Origin of the sequence: Actinomycetospora lutea (assembly GCF_028737205.1) — a bacterium.
Classification (GTDB): domain Bacteria; phylum Actinomycetota; class Actinomycetes; order Mycobacteriales; family Pseudonocardiaceae; genus Actinomycetospora; species Actinomycetospora lutea.
The window spans coordinates 315,883-331,094 of the sequence record NZ_JAQZAL010000003.1 but is presented as its reverse complement, the minus strand read 5'-3'; the positions used below and the strand labels follow the sequence as shown (position 1 = coordinate 331,094).

The 15,212-nt window shown below is 75.4% G+C and carries 18 protein-coding genes; 8 read left to right on the top strand and 10 right to left on the bottom strand.

Features of this window, described 5'->3' with window-relative positions:
• Positions 1-84: 84 nt before the first annotated feature.
• The 3 genes from PHK61_RS05855 to PHK61_RS05845 all read right to left on the bottom strand — a co-directional run bounded on the left by PHK61_RS05855 (position 85) and on the right by PHK61_RS05845 (position 2,367).
• Positions 85-495 carry a hypothetical protein gene (locus PHK61_RS05855; protein ID WP_274280015.1) on the bottom strand — a complete coding sequence of 137 codons (411 nt, stop codon included), beginning with the start codon at positions 493-495 and terminating at the stop codon, positions 85-87.
• A gap of 37 nt (positions 496-532) precedes the next feature.
• Entirely contained in the window at positions 533-1,387 is an 855-nt protein-coding gene (locus PHK61_RS05850; RefSeq protein WP_274280014.1) for an ANTAR domain-containing protein, read from the bottom strand.
• Between the two features lie 68 nt (positions 1,388-1,455).
• Positions 1,456-2,367 (bottom strand): pseudouridine-5'-phosphate glycosidase, encoded by a 912-nt coding sequence (locus tag PHK61_RS05845; protein ID WP_274280013.1) that lies wholly within the window; start codon positions 2,365-2,367, stop codon positions 1,456-1,458.
• Positions 2,368-2,428: 61 nt separating this feature from the next.
• Here PHK61_RS05845 and PHK61_RS05840 point away from each other — a divergent pair, with 61 nt between their 5' ends.
• Complete coding sequence (locus tag PHK61_RS05840; RefSeq protein WP_274280012.1) at positions 2,429-3,997, top strand: class I adenylate-forming enzyme family protein; 1,569 nt, start codon at positions 2,429-2,431, stop codon at positions 3,995-3,997.
• Positions 3,994-5,700 carry an alpha-keto acid decarboxylase family protein gene (locus PHK61_RS05835; protein WP_274280011.1) on the top strand — a complete coding sequence of 569 codons (1,707 nt, stop codon included), beginning with the start codon at positions 3,994-3,996 and terminating at the stop codon, positions 5,698-5,700. Before PHK61_RS05840 ends, PHK61_RS05835 begins: the two co-directional genes overlap by 4 nt.
• Here PHK61_RS05835 and PHK61_RS05830 read toward each other — a convergent pair.
• From PHK61_RS05830 to PHK61_RS05820, 3 genes are read right to left on the bottom strand one after another with little or no spacing between them, the layout of a single operon-like run.
• On the bottom strand, positions 5,648-6,451 hold the full coding sequence (locus PHK61_RS05830; RefSeq protein WP_274280039.1) for a cytochrome c oxidase assembly protein: 804 nt from the start codon (positions 6,449-6,451) through the stop codon (positions 5,648-5,650). The genes PHK61_RS05835 and PHK61_RS05830 overlap by 53 nt on opposite strands.
• Positions 6,452-6,456: 5 nt before the next feature.
• Positions 6,457-6,900, bottom strand: coding sequence for a DUF2243 domain-containing protein (locus tag PHK61_RS05825; RefSeq protein ID WP_274280010.1), 444 nt, complete (start codon positions 6,898-6,900; stop codon positions 6,457-6,459).
• A gap of 41 nt (positions 6,901-6,941) precedes the next feature.
• Positions 6,942-7,412, bottom strand: a complete 471-nt coding sequence (locus PHK61_RS05820; RefSeq protein WP_274280009.1) for a MarR family winged helix-turn-helix transcriptional regulator — start codon at positions 7,410-7,412, stop codon at positions 6,942-6,944.
• Positions 7,413-7,496: 84 nt separating this feature from the next.
• On the opposite strand from PHK61_RS05820, the gene PHK61_RS05815 reads away from it, so the two are divergent.
• Both PHK61_RS05815 and PHK61_RS05810 read left to right on the top strand, forming a co-directional pair.
• A complete protein-coding gene (locus tag PHK61_RS05815; RefSeq protein ID WP_274280008.1) occupies positions 7,497-8,012 on the top strand; it encodes a hypothetical protein in 516 nt (171 codons plus the stop codon).
• Entirely contained in the window at positions 8,009-8,449 is a 441-nt protein-coding gene (locus PHK61_RS05810) for a hypothetical protein (protein ID WP_274280007.1), read from the top strand. The genes PHK61_RS05815 and PHK61_RS05810 overlap by 4 nt, the downstream gene beginning before the upstream one ends.
• Positions 8,450-8,458: 9 nt before the next feature.
• On the opposite strand, the gene PHK61_RS05805 is transcribed toward PHK61_RS05810, so the two are convergent.
• The 3 genes from PHK61_RS05805 to PHK61_RS05795 form a co-directional block, all read right to left on the bottom strand.
• The gene (locus PHK61_RS05805) at positions 8,459-9,373 is read right to left on the bottom strand and encodes an endonuclease domain-containing protein (protein ID WP_274280006.1); all 915 of its coding nucleotides are present in this window, start codon (positions 9,371-9,373) and stop codon (positions 8,459-8,461) included.
• Positions 9,374-9,595: 222 nt separating this feature from the next.
• The gene (locus PHK61_RS05800; protein WP_274280005.1) at positions 9,596-9,745 is read right to left on the bottom strand and encodes a hypothetical protein; all 150 of its coding nucleotides are present in this window, start codon (positions 9,743-9,745) and stop codon (positions 9,596-9,598) included.
• 121 nt (positions 9,746-9,866) lie between these two features.
• The gene (locus PHK61_RS05795; RefSeq protein ID WP_274280004.1) at positions 9,867-10,808 is read right to left on the bottom strand and encodes an endonuclease/exonuclease/phosphatase family protein; all 942 of its coding nucleotides are present in this window, start codon (positions 10,806-10,808) and stop codon (positions 9,867-9,869) included.
• A 67-nt stretch (positions 10,809-10,875) separates the two neighbouring features.
• Between PHK61_RS05795 and PHK61_RS05790 the strand changes: the two genes are divergently transcribed.
• From PHK61_RS05790 to zwf, 3 genes are all read left to right on the top strand, one after another.
• On the top strand, positions 10,876-11,346 hold the full coding sequence (locus PHK61_RS05790; RefSeq protein WP_274280003.1) for a VOC family protein: 471 nt from the start codon (positions 10,876-10,878) through the stop codon (positions 11,344-11,346).
• 72 nt (positions 11,347-11,418) lie between these two features.
• The gene (locus PHK61_RS05785; RefSeq protein WP_274280002.1) at positions 11,419-11,829 is read left to right on the top strand and encodes an SRPBCC family protein; all 411 of its coding nucleotides are present in this window, start codon (positions 11,419-11,421) and stop codon (positions 11,827-11,829) included.
• A gap of 45 nt (positions 11,830-11,874) precedes the next feature.
• Positions 11,875-13,374 carry a glucose-6-phosphate dehydrogenase gene (gene zwf, locus PHK61_RS05780; RefSeq protein WP_274280001.1) on the top strand — a complete coding sequence of 500 codons (1,500 nt, stop codon included), beginning with the start codon at positions 11,875-11,877 and terminating at the stop codon, positions 13,372-13,374.
• Positions 13,375-13,392: 18 nt separating this feature from the next.
• On the opposite strand, the gene dinB is transcribed toward zwf, so the two are convergent.
• The gene (dinB, locus tag PHK61_RS05775) at positions 13,393-14,592 is read right to left on the bottom strand and encodes a DNA polymerase IV (RefSeq protein ID WP_274280038.1); all 1,200 of its coding nucleotides are present in this window, start codon (positions 14,590-14,592) and stop codon (positions 13,393-13,395) included.
• 131 nt (positions 14,593-14,723) lie between these two features.
• Here dinB and PHK61_RS05770 point away from each other — a divergent pair, with 131 nt between their 5' ends.
• Entirely contained in the window at positions 14,724-15,182 is a 459-nt protein-coding gene (locus PHK61_RS05770; RefSeq protein ID WP_274280000.1) for an Hsp20/alpha crystallin family protein, read from the top strand.
• Positions 15,183-15,212 lie beyond the last annotated feature (30 nt).

Below are 15,212 nucleotides of genomic sequence, written 5' to 3'. Positions count from 1 at the left end.
ACCGACCCCGACGGCTTCGCCTGACCCACCCCCTGTGAGCGAACGTCGGGGCCATAGCCCCGACGTTCGCTCACATCGGCGGGCTCAGTGGCGGTCGATCGCGAAGATCTTCAGGTCGTCGGGAGTGCCCTTGAGCCGGGTGTGCCAGCGCTTGCGGCGCACCGAGAGCGTCGAGGAGTCGAGGCGGCCCAGCAGGTCGCCGCGCTCGAGCACCGCCTGCCCCAGCTGCAGCCCGCCGAGCCCGACCTCGCGCGTGACGCCGGGCCTGTCGCCGGTCAGCCCGACCACCGCCCGCCCCGCGGACTCGGCGTGCCGGGCGCCGCCGAGCGAGAGCGGGTCGCCGAAGTGGGCGTCGCCGGGCAGCGCGCGGCGCACCCGCTGCACCGCCGTGCGCAGCCCCACCGAGTGGTCGAGCTCCCGGACACGCCGCCCCGCGCGGCCCAGCGCCTCGCGGGCCCGGCGTCCGCGGCTCCCGGCTCCGTCCTCGTCGGCCATGCGGTGATCCTCACGCACCGGCCGGTCGGCGCGCCCGTCAGAGGTCGGCGCGGCGCTCCGCGAGCGTGGCCGCGACGTCGCGCAGCTTGACGTTCAGGTCCTGCGACGCGCGGCGCAGCACGTCGAACGCGGCGCCGGCGTCGAGCCCGCGGCGCTCCATGAGGATGCCCTTGGCCTGCCCGATGACGTCGCGGGAGTCGAGCGCGGTCTGGAACTGGACGTCCTGCAGCTCGGCGGCCTCGGTGACCGTGACGTAGGCGAGCGCCGTCGACACGTGCGCGGCGAGCAGGAGCGCGGCCTCCCGCTCGGTGCGCCCGAAACCCCCGGTGGCGAAGCGGTAGAAGTTCAGCGCGCCCCGCAGCGGCCGCTTCTCGCCGACCGGGAAGAGCCCGACCGCGAACACGCTGCCGGCCCCGAGCTCAGCGGCGGCCGGACCGAAGCGGGGGAAGGTGGCGTCGTGGGCGAGGTCCTCGCTGCCGGCCACGCCGAGGCCGCCCGCCTCGAGCGCCCGCACGCAGGGCCCCTCCTGGTGCTCGTACTGCACCTCGTCGAGGCGCACCGCGAGCTCGTCGGAGTACGCCGGCGTCGAGTAGCCCTCGTTCCCCCCGCGGCGCAGGGTCACGCTGACGACGTCGGCCCCGGCGACGACGCGACGGCTGATGTCGACGACCCGGCTCAGGACCGCGTTCATGCCGCCGGTACCGGGGGCGGCGAGCAGCTCGCGCGTGAGGTCGCCGACCGCGTGCGCCAGCAGCCCGATGTGCGGGCCGGTCGCCGGCGCCGACCCGTTGCCCGGGTAGTCGGCCCGCCCCCTGGCGCGCTCGGTCGCGTCCTCGGCCACGAACGTCGAGCGCTCCGTGTCCCAGTCGACCTCGCTGCCCTGCCTGGTCACCGCATCTCCCCTCGGTCCGGTCGCCGCCGTGACCGCCCATGGTGCCCGGATCGGGCGCCGGGTGCCGACTACACCACGGCGAGCGCCGCCGCGACCTGTCCCGCGAGGGCCACGTTGCCGCGGTAGACCGCGACGTTGACGTCCAGACTGCGCCCCGCGGTGGCGCGGTGGACGTGATCGAGCAGGAACGGCGTGGTGTCGTGGCCGGCGATCCCGCGGTCGGCGGCGTCCGCGAGCGCCGCGTCCAGCACCGCGCGGTGCTCGGCCACGTCGAGCTGCGCCTCGGCGGCGACGGGGTTGGCCAGCAGGACCGCGCCGGACAGGCCCAGGGCGTCGCGGGCACGGACCACCGCGGCCGCCTCCTGCGGCCCGTCGACCCGCGCGGGCACCGGGACCCCGGCGTCGTGGACGTAGAAGCCGGGGAACGCGTCGGTCCGGTAGCCCAGCACGGTCACGTTGAGCGTCTCGAGCCGCTCGAGGGTCGCGGGGACGTCGAGGATCGACTTGACGCCCGCCGACACCACGAGGATCGGCACCGCGGCGAGCGCGACGAGGTCCGCCGACTCGTCGAACGTCCTCGACGCCCCGCGGTGCACGCCGCCGAGCCCGCCGGTGGCGAACACCGGGACGCCCGCGCGGTGGGCGAGCAGGGCCGTCGCGGCCACCGTCGTGCCCCCGTCGGACCCGCGGGCCACGGCCACCGGGAGGTCGCGGACGCTGAGCTTCTCGACCCCGTCCCCCGCGGCGAGCCGCACGATCTCCGCGTCCGCCAGCCCGACCGCGGGCCGGCCGCCGACCACCCCCACCGTCGCGGGCACGACCCCCGCGTCCCGCAGCAGCGCCTCGGCCTCCCGCGCGACCTCGAGGTTGCGGGGCCGGGGCAGGCCGTGGGTGAGGATTGTCGTCTCGAGGGCCACGACGGGGCGGCCCGCGGCGACCGCCGCGCGCACCTCGTCCGCGATGCGCACCGCAGGGGACATGACTGCTCCTCACTCGAACGGCCTCTGGATCATCGACGCCTTGGACGGAACCGTACGGAGCGTGACGAACACGGCGGCCGAGCCGGTCGACCCCGCGCCGACGGCCCCACCGCATCCTCCCGGCGTCCACCCCTCGGTCGAGCAGATCGTCGGCGCCCTGCGCGCCGCGGGCGACCGCGTGGTGCTGCGCCACCCCGACGGCGAGACCACCGGCGCCGGGCTGCTGGCCCTCGTCCACCGCTACGCGCGGGCGCTGACGAGCCTGGGCCTCGGCTCCGGCGACCTCGTGGCCCAGTACGCGCCGAACCGCCCCGAGGCGCTCGCCGTGCGCTACGCGACGCACCTGGTCGACGCGGGGGCGGTGTACCTGTCGGCGCCGCCCGGGGCGGACCGGCGGGCCCGCCAGCTCGAGCAGATCGACCCGGCGCTGGTCGTCGTGTTCCCGCAGACCGCGCACCTCCTGCCCGCCACGAGCGCCCCGGTGGTCGCCGTCGGGCCGGTCGCGGGCGTCCCGCGCCGTCTCGACGAGCTCGCCGCCGCGCAGTCCCCCGAGCCGTTCGCGTCGCGCTCGCGCCTGGCGGACCTCGGCACGGTGCTGTCCTCGGGCGGGACCACCGGCATCCCGAAGAGCAGCGTGCGCGACGTCGCCGCGTGGGCCGCGGCGGTCGCCACCCCGCACCGTCCGGAGCGCCGCCAGCTCGCCTCGGGCGCCGAGGCCTACCTCACCCAGATCCTCGTCGCCCAGACGCTCATCGGCGGCGGCACCGTGGTGCTGCGCGACGACTCCGAGCCCGCCGCCCTGCTCGCCGCGATCGAGGCCGAACGGATCACCGACCTGTTCCTCGTCGAGCCGCAGCTGGTCGCGCTCATGGACCACCCCGACGTCGCGCGCCGCGACCTCTCCACGCTGCGGACGCTCACCCACATCGGGGCCTCCGCGCCGCCCGCCCTGCGCCGGCGCGCCCGCGAACGCCTCGGTCCGGTGCTCCAGCACACCTACGGCGCCAGCGAGATGGGCATCGTCAGCGCGCTGCGCCCCGACGAGTACGACCCCGACGACTCCGAGCGCGCCACGAGCGCCGGGCGTGTCCTGCCCGGCGTCGAGGTCCGGTTCCGGCGCCCGGGAGAGTCGGGCTCCGACGGCGCGCTCGACCCCGGGTACGGGAGCATCGAGGTGCGCTCCGCCGCCATGGCCCACGGCTACCGCAACCGCCCCGTGGAGCAGGCCGAGCACTTCGTCGACGGCTGGTACCGCACCGGCGACCTCGGCCGCCTCGGCGCCGACGGCCACCTGCACATCCTCGGGCGGGCCGCCGACTGCGTCGTCGTCGACGGCCGGCTGGTGACGCCGACCGGTGTCGAGGACACGCTGATGCGCCTGCCCGCCGTGCGGTACGCGGTGGTGGTGGCCGACGCCGGACGACGGGTGGCCGCCGTGCAGCCGTGGGACGGCGCGACGGTCGACCCGCAGGCGTGCCGCGACGCGGTGGCCGGCGAGCACGGCGCGGACGTGGCCGCGACGCTCGTGGTCGTCGTCCTCGCCGACGTCCCGCTCACCGAGCAGGGCAAGCCCGATCGCGCCGCGATCCTCGCGCAGGCCCCGGCCGGGATGGGAGATTCCCGCCCGTGAGCGAGTACACCGTCGCCGACCACCTCATCGACCGGCTGGCGGAGCTGGGGGTGGACCGCGTGTTCGGCGTCCCCGGCGACTACAGCCTCGCGATGCTCGACCACGTCACCCACCACCCGACGGTGCGCTGGACCGGGTGCACCAACGAGCTCAACGCCGGCTACGCCGCGGACGGCTACGGGCGCCTGCGCGGGATCGCCGCGCTGTGCACGACGTTCGGAGTGGGCGAGCTCAGCGCGATCAACGCGATCGCCGGGGCCTTCGCCGAGCACGTGCCGGTCGTGCACATCGTCGGCGCGCCGGCGCTCACCTCGCAGGCCCAGCACCGCCCCGTGCACCACACCCTCGGCGACGGGGTGTTCGGCCACTTCACCGCGATGCACGCCGATATCACGTGCGCGCGGGCGTCGCTGACCCACGAGAACGCGGTGGACGAGATCGACCGGGTGCTGCGCGAGGTCCGCGACCGGCGCCTGCCCGGCTACCTCGTGGTCCCCGCCGACGTCGCCGCCGGCCCCGCGGAGCGGACCCGCCCGGCGCTCCCCGCCACCGTCGACACGACCGATCCCGAGGCGCTCGCCGGGTTCGTCGACGCCGCGCGCCGGCTGCTCGAGTCGGCGTCGACGCCCGACGACGTCGCGCTGCTCGCCGGCCTGACCGTCCACCGGCTCGGCGCCGGCGAGACGCTCGCCCGGCTGCTCGCCGCGGGCCCGCTGCCGCACGCGGTGACGCCGTGGGCGAAGAGCCTCGTCGACGAGAGCGCGCCCCGGTTCGCGGGCACCTACACCGGCGCCGCCAGCCCGCCCGCCACGCGCACGGCGGTCGAGGACGCCGCCGTGCTCGTCGTCGCGGGCGTCGTGTTCACCGACCTGGACAGCGGCATGTTCACCCAGCGGATCACGCGCCACCGCACCATCGACATCGGCCCGCGCACCGCGGCGGTCGGCGCGGCCACGTTCTCCCCGGTCGAGCTGCCGACCGCGCTGGCGGCGCTCGAGCCCCTGGTCGCCGAGGTCGCCGCGCGCCGCGCGGGCCCCGCGCCGTCGGAGCCCCTCGCCGCCCCCGCGCCCGCCGCCGGGGCCGCAGCCGACGGCGAGGCGCTGGGCCAGAACACGCTGTGGGCCGAGGTCAGCGGCTTCCTGCGCAGCGGCGACATCGTGCTCGCCGACCAGGGCACGAGCTTCTACGGGATGGCGCCGCACCGCCTGGCCGCGGGCGTCACGTTCGTCGGGCAGCCGCTGTGGGCCTCGATCGGCTACACGCTGCCGGCCCTGCTGGGCACGTGCACCGCGCTGCCCGGGCACCGCGGCGTGCTGCTCATCGGCGACGGCGCCGCGCAGATGACCGCGACCGAGCTCGCCACCGTGCTGCGCGAGCGGATCCCGGCCGTGATCGTGGTCGTCGACAACGACGGCTACACCGTCGAGCGCGCGATCCACGGGCTCGCGGAGCCCTACAACGACATCACGCCCTGGGACTGGCCCGCGCTCGCCCGCGCCCTCGGCGGCGGCGAGCACCTCGTGGCCATGCGCGCCACGACCGTCGGCGAGCTGCGCCTGGCCTTCGCGGCGGCCGCGGCGAACCCTGCGCGCGTCACGCTCGTGCAGGCCGTCGTCCCGCGCGACGACGTCCCGGACCTGCTCGCCGCCCTCACCCGGGTGCTGGGGTCGCGGCCGGCCCCGGAGCCCGCGCCGACCTCCTGAGCTCGCGGCGCATCGCGCGTCCCCCGCGGGCGTACCAGCCGGCCATCACCGCGACGGCGAGGGCGATCTCGAGCGCGGTGCCGCCGTGGTACATGACCTGCGCGCCGAGCCGGATCTCCTCGGGGGTACCGCCGTGCGCGGGCAGGGCGCGCGCGTACATCAGCTTGGCGAGCACGTCGTGGCCCGCCGCGGCGACCAGGAGCGTGAGCAGGCAACCGACGAGGCCGGGGCGGCGCGGCAGCGGGTCGGCACCGACGAGCAGGACGGCGAGCAGCAGCCCCGCGAGCACCATGTGCAGGTGGACCAGCGCCATGAGCGGCGGGTGCGCGTGGGCGAGGGCGAAGAGGTCGGTGAGGTAGAACGCCGCCATCCCGCCGAGCTCGAGCACCAGCACCACCGGCGGCGCGATCAGCAGGCGCGCGGGCCCGCTGTGCAGCACGCGCAGCAGGCGCCGGCGCCCGCCCGGGGGCAGGGCGCGCAGGGCCAGCGTCACGGGCGCGGCGAGCGCGAGCAGCAGCGGCGCGAGCATCGCGAGCAGCAGGTGGGCGACGACGTGCACGGCGAACGGGGCGGCGGGCAGCGCCAGGGCCGTGGCCGTCGCGGCGACCCCGCCCGTCGCGGCGAGCCAGCGCGGCGCCGGCCAGCGGTCGCCGCGGCGGTGCAGCCGCAGGCCGCCCGCGAGGTAGGGCAGCGCGACCACCAGCACCGCGAGGGCGGGCCAGGCGCCGGCACCGCCGCCGTGGTCGTGCATCCCGGTCACGGCGCGTCCACCCGGCGCGCCCGCCCGGTCAGCAGCACCAGCCCGAGGACGGCACCGAGCGCCCCGCTGATGTTCCAGGCGAGGTCGTAGGGCAGAAGGTCGACCTCGTAGCGGATCTGGTGCAGGCCCAGCACCTTGTGCTGGAACAGCCCGTCGTAGACCTGGAAGACGCCCCAGCCGAGCAGGCCGCCGGCCCACACCCGCTTCGGCACCGTGAGGTGGCGGCGCTGCAGGTCGGCGAACAGGAACAGCCCGACGACGATCGCGATCCAACCGCCGGCGTGGAAGAGCCCGTCGGAGACGAGGCCGGTCTCGAGCCCCGCGCCGTCGTAGAAGTGGTGCCAGTGCAGCAGCTGGTGGAATACGGTCTCGTCGAGGAAGGCGGCCACGCCGACCCCGATGAGGACGCCGGCGAGGACGGAGCGCCCGGTGGCGGTCATGCGACGTGGTGCCCGGCCCCGGCCGGGCCGCACACCGTGATTCAGCGCAGGTTCCTGTAGCCCGGGTGCACGCCGGGGGTGAGGCCCTGGTCGGCGGCGACCTTGGCGAGCAGCTCGCGCAGGCGCGCGCGCTCGTCGGCGTCCAGCGCGGCGAGCACGGCGTCGTCGTGCTCCCGGGCGACCCGCCCGATGTCCGCGAGCAGCGCGGTGCCCTCGTCGGTGAGGTGCACGGCGTGCAGCCGGCGGTCGGACGGGTTGCGGCGGCGCTCGACGAGCCCGCGCTGCTCGAGGCCGTCGACGAGCGCCACGAGCCGGGTCGCGGGGGTGCCGAGCAGCTCCGCGAGCGCCTGCTGGCTGCTGCCGGGCGCGCCCGCGACGGCGCGCAGCAGCCCGGTCTGCGGCGGGGTCAGGTCGAGCTCGCCGATGCGCTGCGCGAACGCCTGCGCGGCGTGCGTCCCGACCTGGGTGAGCAGGAAGGCACTGCCCGCGGGGGGCGGGTCGCTCGGCGGCACGGGGAGAACGATAGCCCTTGACAAACGATGCCACCACGCCGATCGTTACATCTTGTCATCGTTTACCGGCCAGAAGGACCTGCCATGGCCTCCCCGACCCGGCCCCGAGAGCTGACCTGGCCACGCGTGCTGTGGGCGGCCGGCGCGGTGCTGCTGGTCGCGATGGTCGTACACGTCGTGGCGCCGGTGCTGCTCGGCGGCCCGGTCGGCGGGCCGGTGTCGCTGCGCAAGCCCGCGACGTTCGCCGAGACCGGCTGGCTGCTGTGCTGGTCGGTCGCGATCGTGCTGCCCGCGCTGCGCACGCGCGCCTGGCAGCGCCACGTCGTCGGGGCGACGGTGCTGGCGCTCGCGCTGGGCGAGACCGCGATCATCGGGGTCCAGGCGTGGCGCGGGGTGCCCAGCCACGACAACGTCACCACCCCGCTCGACACCGTCCTCATGCGCGGCGGCGCGGCCGGGACGGCGGCGGTGTTCGTCGTCGGCATGGTCGTGCTGCTCGTGGCGACGCTGCGCTCGGGCTCCACGCCGCCCGCGCTGCGCCTCGGCGTGGCCGGCGGGTCGGCGTGCTGCTCGTCGGCTGCGCGGTCGGCATGGTCATGATCTCCACGAACAGCGGTGTCTACCGCGGCGGGATCGGCAGCGGGTTCGGGCGCACCGGCGCGTACTTCGGCCCGGACGCCGCCACGGTCGGCCCCGACCTCGCCGGGTTCCGCCCCGCCACCGCCGGCGGCGACCTCGTGCTCCCCCACGCCATCGGCGTGCACGGCCTGCTCCTGCTCGCGGTGCCCGCCGTCCTGCTCGCCGGCACCGCGCGGCGCGACCGCCTCGCCCCGGTGGCGACGATGGTCGCCGCGGTCGGCGTCGCGCTCGCGGTCCTGCTCGCGCACGCCCTGCGCATGCTGCCGCTCGACGCCCTCGGCGCCCCGGCGCTGGTGGTGCTGGCCGCATGCGCGGCGGCCTACCTGGGCGGGCTCGCCGTCACCGGGCGGGCACTGGACCATGATCGCCGTTCCGGTGACGATCGCCGTCGGATCTGACGTGGATCGTCACCGAGACCGCGACCTTGCGGCCAGGGTGCGCCGGAGGGTCGACAGGAACGTGTCCGGGTCGCCGGTCAGCTCGTGCCAATGGGTGCGCAGCACGAGCCAGCCGGCCGCCGCCAGCGCGGACTGACGGGGGCCGTCGAGCAGGAAGGCCCGCTGACCCCGGTGGTACGCCCATCCGTCGATCTCGAGGACGACCTTCTCCTCGGCGAAGACGACGTCGCCCAGCGCGCGACCGAAGCCAGGCAGGACGATCTCGGTGTTGGCCGTCCAGCCCACGATTCCGCCGTCACGCATCAGCCGGTGCGCGCGCCGCTCGGCCTCCGACCTGGCCCCGCCGCCGGCCATCACCAGGAGCTTCCCCGCCAGCGGAGCTCCCCGTCGTCCCAGCCCGCGGTGGTGCGCCTCGCGCAGGGCGGGCAGGGTCACGCGACGGCGGAGCAGGGCGTTGTCCATCACCCGTGCCCCGTGCTGCAGTCCGAGGCCCGCAGCGGCGTCCAGGACCGTCGCCGGCCGGCATGTCACCGTGAGCCGGCGACAGCGCGTCCGGTCGGCGGGCGAGATGTCACGGCGTTGCAGCCGGACGCCGTCACGAGGACGCACCTGACGCGCCACCGCGATGTCGACGAGGGCGGGTGGGCGCTCGTACAGGTCCCACCACCACGCTGCGGACAGGCCGACCAGCACCGCGCCCTCGCCGACCGACAACACCGCCGCGACCGTGCGCGACGCGGGCGTCTCCTCGTGCTCGGCGACCAGGAACACGCGAGGGCCCGCCGGCAGCCACGCGCGGGACGCGACGCGGCGACGGAGGGTTTCGTCGCTCAGGCCAGCAGCGCGGGCCTGCCCCAGGCTCACCACGCCGTGCTGGGCGCGGACGTGACGTCGGATGGCGGCGTCGGCGGACGAGGTGCTCATGCCGGGTTCGACGCAGCCGGGCACCCCACGGATCCATCCGCATCGCGGCGAGATCGTCGTCTCAGTGACGATCGCTGTCAGGTCCGACAGCGATCGTCACCCAGATCGCGATCATGGACCTCAGGCCAGGGCCAGCGGCTCCACGGCAGGCTCCGCCACGCCTAGCTGCTCCCGCAGCCGGCGCGTCACGCCCGCGTAGGCCGACGGGTCGACGGGGTTCACCTACTGCTTGAACCGGGCGCCGCGGGAGACGTCGAGGTCGCCGAGCACCTCGTCGACGTTGTGCAGCGAGAACGGAATGATCTTCGTGCCCCGGGCGTGGTGCCCGTCGGTGGCGGCGTCCATGAACGCGATCTGCCACGAGGTCCGCACGTGGCTCGTCGGCCTCGCCGCGGCGGGCGCGCCGCTGCGGTGGTCGAGCGACGAACCGGCGCGGAGTGGATCACGGGGATGGGGAGCGGGGCCTCCCCCGTGGCGTGAGCCCGTCGCCTGGTCAGCCGAGGTGGGCGATCACCGCGCGGTGGTCGCTGCCGGGCAGATCCAGCACGCGCGTGGAGCGCACCGCGATCCCGCCGCCGGCCAGCACGTGGTCGATCCGGAACCCGAGCCAGCGCGGCCAGCGGGCGGGCCAGGTCGGCGGCCCGCCGGGGGCGCGCGCGTCGCCGAGCGCGGCGAGCGCGCGGTGCTCGGTGGTGCTGTTCAGGTCGCCCGCGATCACCGTCGGACCGCCCGCCGCGGCGCGCCACGCGGCGAGGAGGTCGAGCTCGTCGGCCCAGCGCCCGACGAGCCCGGGCGTCGGGGCGACGGGGTGCGCGGCGAGCACCCGCACGTCGTCGAGCGCACCGCCGGCGACCTCGAGCCAGCCGTAGCGCCCGCCGGCCTCGACGGGCGTGACGCGGACGTCGCCGAGGCGCCGTGCCGCGAGCACCGTCGTCCACGGGCCGTCGGGGTGGTCGGGCACGCGGCGGTGTGCTCGGGGTGGGTATGCGTGCGGCGGGGGTGCGGACCAGGCGCGGTGGTCGAGGTCGCCGGTGTGCTCGGCCAGCCGCGCCACGAACCGCTCCCCCGCCTCGGGCAGGACGACGAGGTCGGGGCGCTCGGCGCACAGGATCGCCGCGAGCGCGGCCGGGTCGGCGCGGCCCTGCCAGACGTTCGCGACGAGCACCGTGAGGGTCGTCGGGCCGGGCGTCGTCCGCGCGCGACGTCGGGGACCGGCGACCACGACCCCCGCGGCGCCCGCAGCGCCGAGCGCGACCGGGCGCAGGCGCGGGGACAGGGCCGCGAGCGCGGCGACGGCACCGACGCCGCCGGCGAGCGCGGGCCGGGCGGCGAGCAGGATCGGCCACGGCCGGAGGCGCTCGCGCCCCCGGAGCTCGGGGACGAGCAGGGCGGCCGCCGCCGCGGCCCCGGCGACGACCCCCGTCCAGCGCCTCATTGACCCCCCGTCACCCCCTGGCCAGGCTGGTGGCACCGCACCGGGTGACGCGGGAGGGGGACGGCCGATGTCCGCTCAGGTGGACGGGATCCTGCAGGTCAAGCTGCCGGTCACCGATCTCTCCCGCAGCGTGGCCTGGTACCGCGCGGTGCTCGGCCTGCGCCTGTGGATGGAGTTCGTCGAGGACGGCGAGCTCTGCGGCGCGGGCCTCATCGACGACGAGGCCGGCTATACCATCGCCCTGCGGGACCGCCGCGCGACCGTCAGCGGCCCGGACCTGCGCGGCTTCGACGTCGTCGCCCTCCACCCGACCTCCTCCGCCGCGCTCGAGGCGCTCGCCGCCCGGTGCGACGAGCTCGGCGTCGAGCACTCGGGCATCCGTGGCACCCCCGACGGGTCCTACCTCGACGTCCCCGATCCCGACGGCACCGTGCTCCGCTTCTATCACTACACGGGGCCGACCGCCGGGTTCACCGGCATGGAGATGCGCGACGGCGCGTTCGTCGGCACCTACGACACGCCCCGATCCCTGGCCTGAGCCCAGACCGCCTCCGGCGCCGTGTCCGACGGGTCCATGACCGCGTCGACGCCGCGGGCCAGGATCCCGGCCATGACGACGCAGACCCGCCTGGTGAGCACGGTGATCGCCCGCCCGTGGACGGACGTCTACGCCTACGCCTCCGACCCGCGCCACCTCGCCGACTGGGCCGCCGGGCTGGCGCGCGCGCAGGTCGAGCCCGCCCCCGACCGCCCCGGCACGTGGATCGCGGACTCGCCGATGGGGCGGGTCGAGGTCACCGTCGCGCCGGAGAACGACCTCGGCGTGCTCGACTACGTCGTGCGCCTGCCCGACGGCACCGAGGTCCCGAACCCGCTTCGCGTCGTTCCGCTCGACGACGGCGCCGAGGTCGTGTTCCACGTGCGGCGCCGCGAGGGCATGAGCGAGGACGACTTCGCCGCCGACGCCGAGGCCGTCGCCCGGGACCTGGAGACCCTGCGCAGGATCCTCGAGACCGACTGATCGCCGACCCACGTTCGACATCCGCGGGGACTACGGTCCCGTCACATGACCGAGCGCGAGGTGGAGTCCGTCGCCTACCCCGGACCCGGGTCGCGGCCCTTCCGTCGCGATCTCGACCCGATCGCCCCGCACGTCATCGTGCTCTTCGGCTGCACGGGCGACCTCGCCAAGCGCAAGCTCCTCCCGGGGCTCGCCTACCTCGCCGAGTCCGAGCTCGCCCCGCAGATCCGCATCGTCGGCACCGCGATGGACGACCTCGACACCGAGGGCTTCCGCGACCTCGCCCACGACGCGGTGCAGAACCACGGGATGCACCGGCTCGCGGAGGACGACTGGGACGACTTCGCGGCCCGCCTGTCCTACGTCCCGCAGGGCGCGGGCCCCGAGGGGCTGACCTCGGCGGTCAAGGAGGCGCAGTCGCAGCTCGGCGACGACGCGCGGCTGCTGCACTACCTCTCGGTGCCGCCGAAGGCCGCACAGGCGGTCCTGGAGATGCTCCGCGACGCCGACCTCACCTCCGGCGCCCGCGTGATCATGGAGAAGCCGTTCGGCCACGACTTCGAGAGCGCGGTCAAGCTGAACGACTTCGTCCACCACGTCTTCGACGAGTCGCAGGTCTTCCGCATCGACCACTTCCTGGGCAAGGAGGCGGCGCAGAACATCCTCGCGTTCCGCTTCGCCAACGGCCTCTTCGAGCCGATCTGGAACCGGAACTTCATCGACCACGTCCAGATCGACATCCCCGAGGAGCTGGGGCTGGACACGCGCGCCTCGTTCTACGAGGCGACGGGCGCCTACAAGGACATGGTCGTCACCCACCTCATGCAGGTCATGGCGTTCGTGGCGATGGAGCCGCCCACGGCGCTGGAGCCGCGGTCGATCAGCGAGGAGAAGAACAAGGTCTTCCGCTCGATGCTGCCGATCCACCCGAGCGACGTGGTGCGGGGCCAGTTCGGCGGCTACCGCGACCACCCGGACGTCGCGAACGACTCGGACACCGAGACGTTCATCGCGCTGCGGGTCGGCCTGGACAACTGGCGCTGGGCGGGCGTCCCGTTCTACCTGCGCACCGGCAAGCGCCTGGCCGAGGGCCAGCGGATCATCTCGATCGCGTTCAAGGAGGCGCCGCGCACGATGTTCCCGCAGGGCTCGGGTGTCGGCACCCAGGGCCCGGACCACCTGACGTTCGACCTCGCCGACTCGTCGCGGGTGTCGCTGTCGTTCTACGGCAAGCGGCCGGGGCCGGGGATGCGCCTGCAGAAGCTCTCGATGCAGTTCTCCACCCAGGAGACGGGCGAGGCGTCGGACGTCCTCGAGGCCTACGAGCGGCTGATCCTCGACGCGATGCGCGGCGACCACACGCTGTTCACGACCTCGGAGGGCATCGAGTCGCTCTGGGAGCGCTCGATCCCGCTGCTCGCCGACCCGCCGCCGGTCAAGCCGTACCCCGTCGGCTCGTGGGGCCCGAACGCCATCCACCAGCTGATCGCGCCCAACGCCTGGCGCCTGCCCTTCGAACGGGCGTGGCGGGAGAAGAAGCAGTAGGGCCGGCGGTTCCCGCCGTCAGTCCGGCAGCATCGGCATCTCGAGCCCCTGGTCGCGCCCCAGCAGGGTCGCGCGGGTGACCGCGGAGAGGCCGTAGCGCTCGCGGACCTCGTCGACGGCGCTGTCGAGCTGGATCGGGTGGGTGTCCCCGGCGAAGGGCAGCTCCAGCTGGCTGCCGCCGGTGTCGTCGAGGTTGCCGACGTTCACGCCGAGCATCGTCAGGCCGCGCTCGTACATCAGCGGCGCCGCGGCCTGCGCGAGCACACGGATCGCGCCCATGATCGCGTCGGTCTCGGCGGTGGACCGGGCGAGGGTGTGCGAGCGGGTCGCGCGGCTGAAGTCGCCGAAGCGCAGCCGCAGGGTGACGGTGCGGCCCGTGCGCCCCGCCCGCCGCATGCGCCGGGTGACGCGATCGACCAGCCCCATGAGCACGGCGTCGACCCGCTCCGGCGGGATCGGCCGGTTGCCCATGGCGCGCTGCGCGCCGATCGACCGCCGGCGGCGCCCCACCTGCACGCGGCGGGGGTCGCGGCCGTGGGCGAGGGCGTCGAGGTGCCGCCCGGCGGCCTTCCCCAGCAGCGACTCGAGCCCCGGCGCGCCCATCGCCGCGAGGTCGCCCACCGTGGCGATGCCCTGGCCCCGCAGCTTGCGCGAGGTCACCTCGCCGACGCCCCACAGCACCTCGATCGGCAGCGGGTGCAGGAACTCCAGCTCGCCGCCGGGCTCGACGACGAGCAGCCCGTCGGGCTTGGCGACGCGGCTCGCGACCTTGGCCAGGAACTTCGTGCCCGCCACCCCGACCGTGATCGGCAGCCCGACGTCGTCGGCGACCTCGCGGCGCAACCGCGCGGCGATCTGCGCGGGCGGGCCGGCGATGCGCCGCAGGCCGCCGACGTCGAGGAACGCCTCGTCGATCGAGATCGGTTCGACCAGCGGCGTGACCGAGGAGAACACCGAGAAGACCGCCCGGCTGGCGCCGCTGTAGGCCTCCATGCGCGGCGGCACCACGATCGCGTCCGGGCACAGGGCGCGGGCCATGCGCCCGCCCATCGCGGTGCGCACCCCGCGGGCCTTGGCCTCGTAGCTGCAGGCGAGCACCACGCCACCGCCGACGATGACGGGCCTGCCGCGCAGCGCCGGGTCGTCGCGCTGCTCGACCGAGGCGTAGAAGGCGTCGAGATCCGCGTGCAGGATCGTCGGCTCGCCGGGCACGAACACACGTTCGCACGCCGGACCGACGCTCGGGAATCCCTTCATCGACCTCTTGCGCAAACCTGTAGATCGAGCTATAACTATGTGCACGGCAGTCAGTAGGAACGCAGTGCGTCGATGAGAGGAGATGACCGATCGTGCTGCTGAACCACGACCCCTTCGACACCTTCCGCGCCCTCGAGCGTCTCACCGGCGCTGCTCGCCAGCAGGCGGCGAGCGGCATGCCCATGGACGCGTACCGGGCGGGCGACCACTTCGTCGCCTCGTTCGACCTCCCCGGGGTCGACCCGGGATCGATCGACGTGTCGGTGGAGGGGAACGCCCTGACGGTCACCGCGGCACGCACGGCCCCCAGCGGTGACGGCGACTACCTGGTCGCCGAGCGCCCCCGCGGCCGCTACAGCCGTCAGCTCGTGCTCGGACGCGACCTCGACTCCGACCAGTTGCACGCGTCGTACACCGACGGCGTGCTGACGTTGACCATCCCGGTCGTCGAGAAGGCGAAGCCGCGTCGCATCGAGATCGAGCACGGCGGCGCCGCGACCACGATCGAGGGCGCCCGTCCCGAGCACAGCGAGGAGGCGCCGACGTCCTGACACCCCTCCGGCCCGACACGACCATCACCG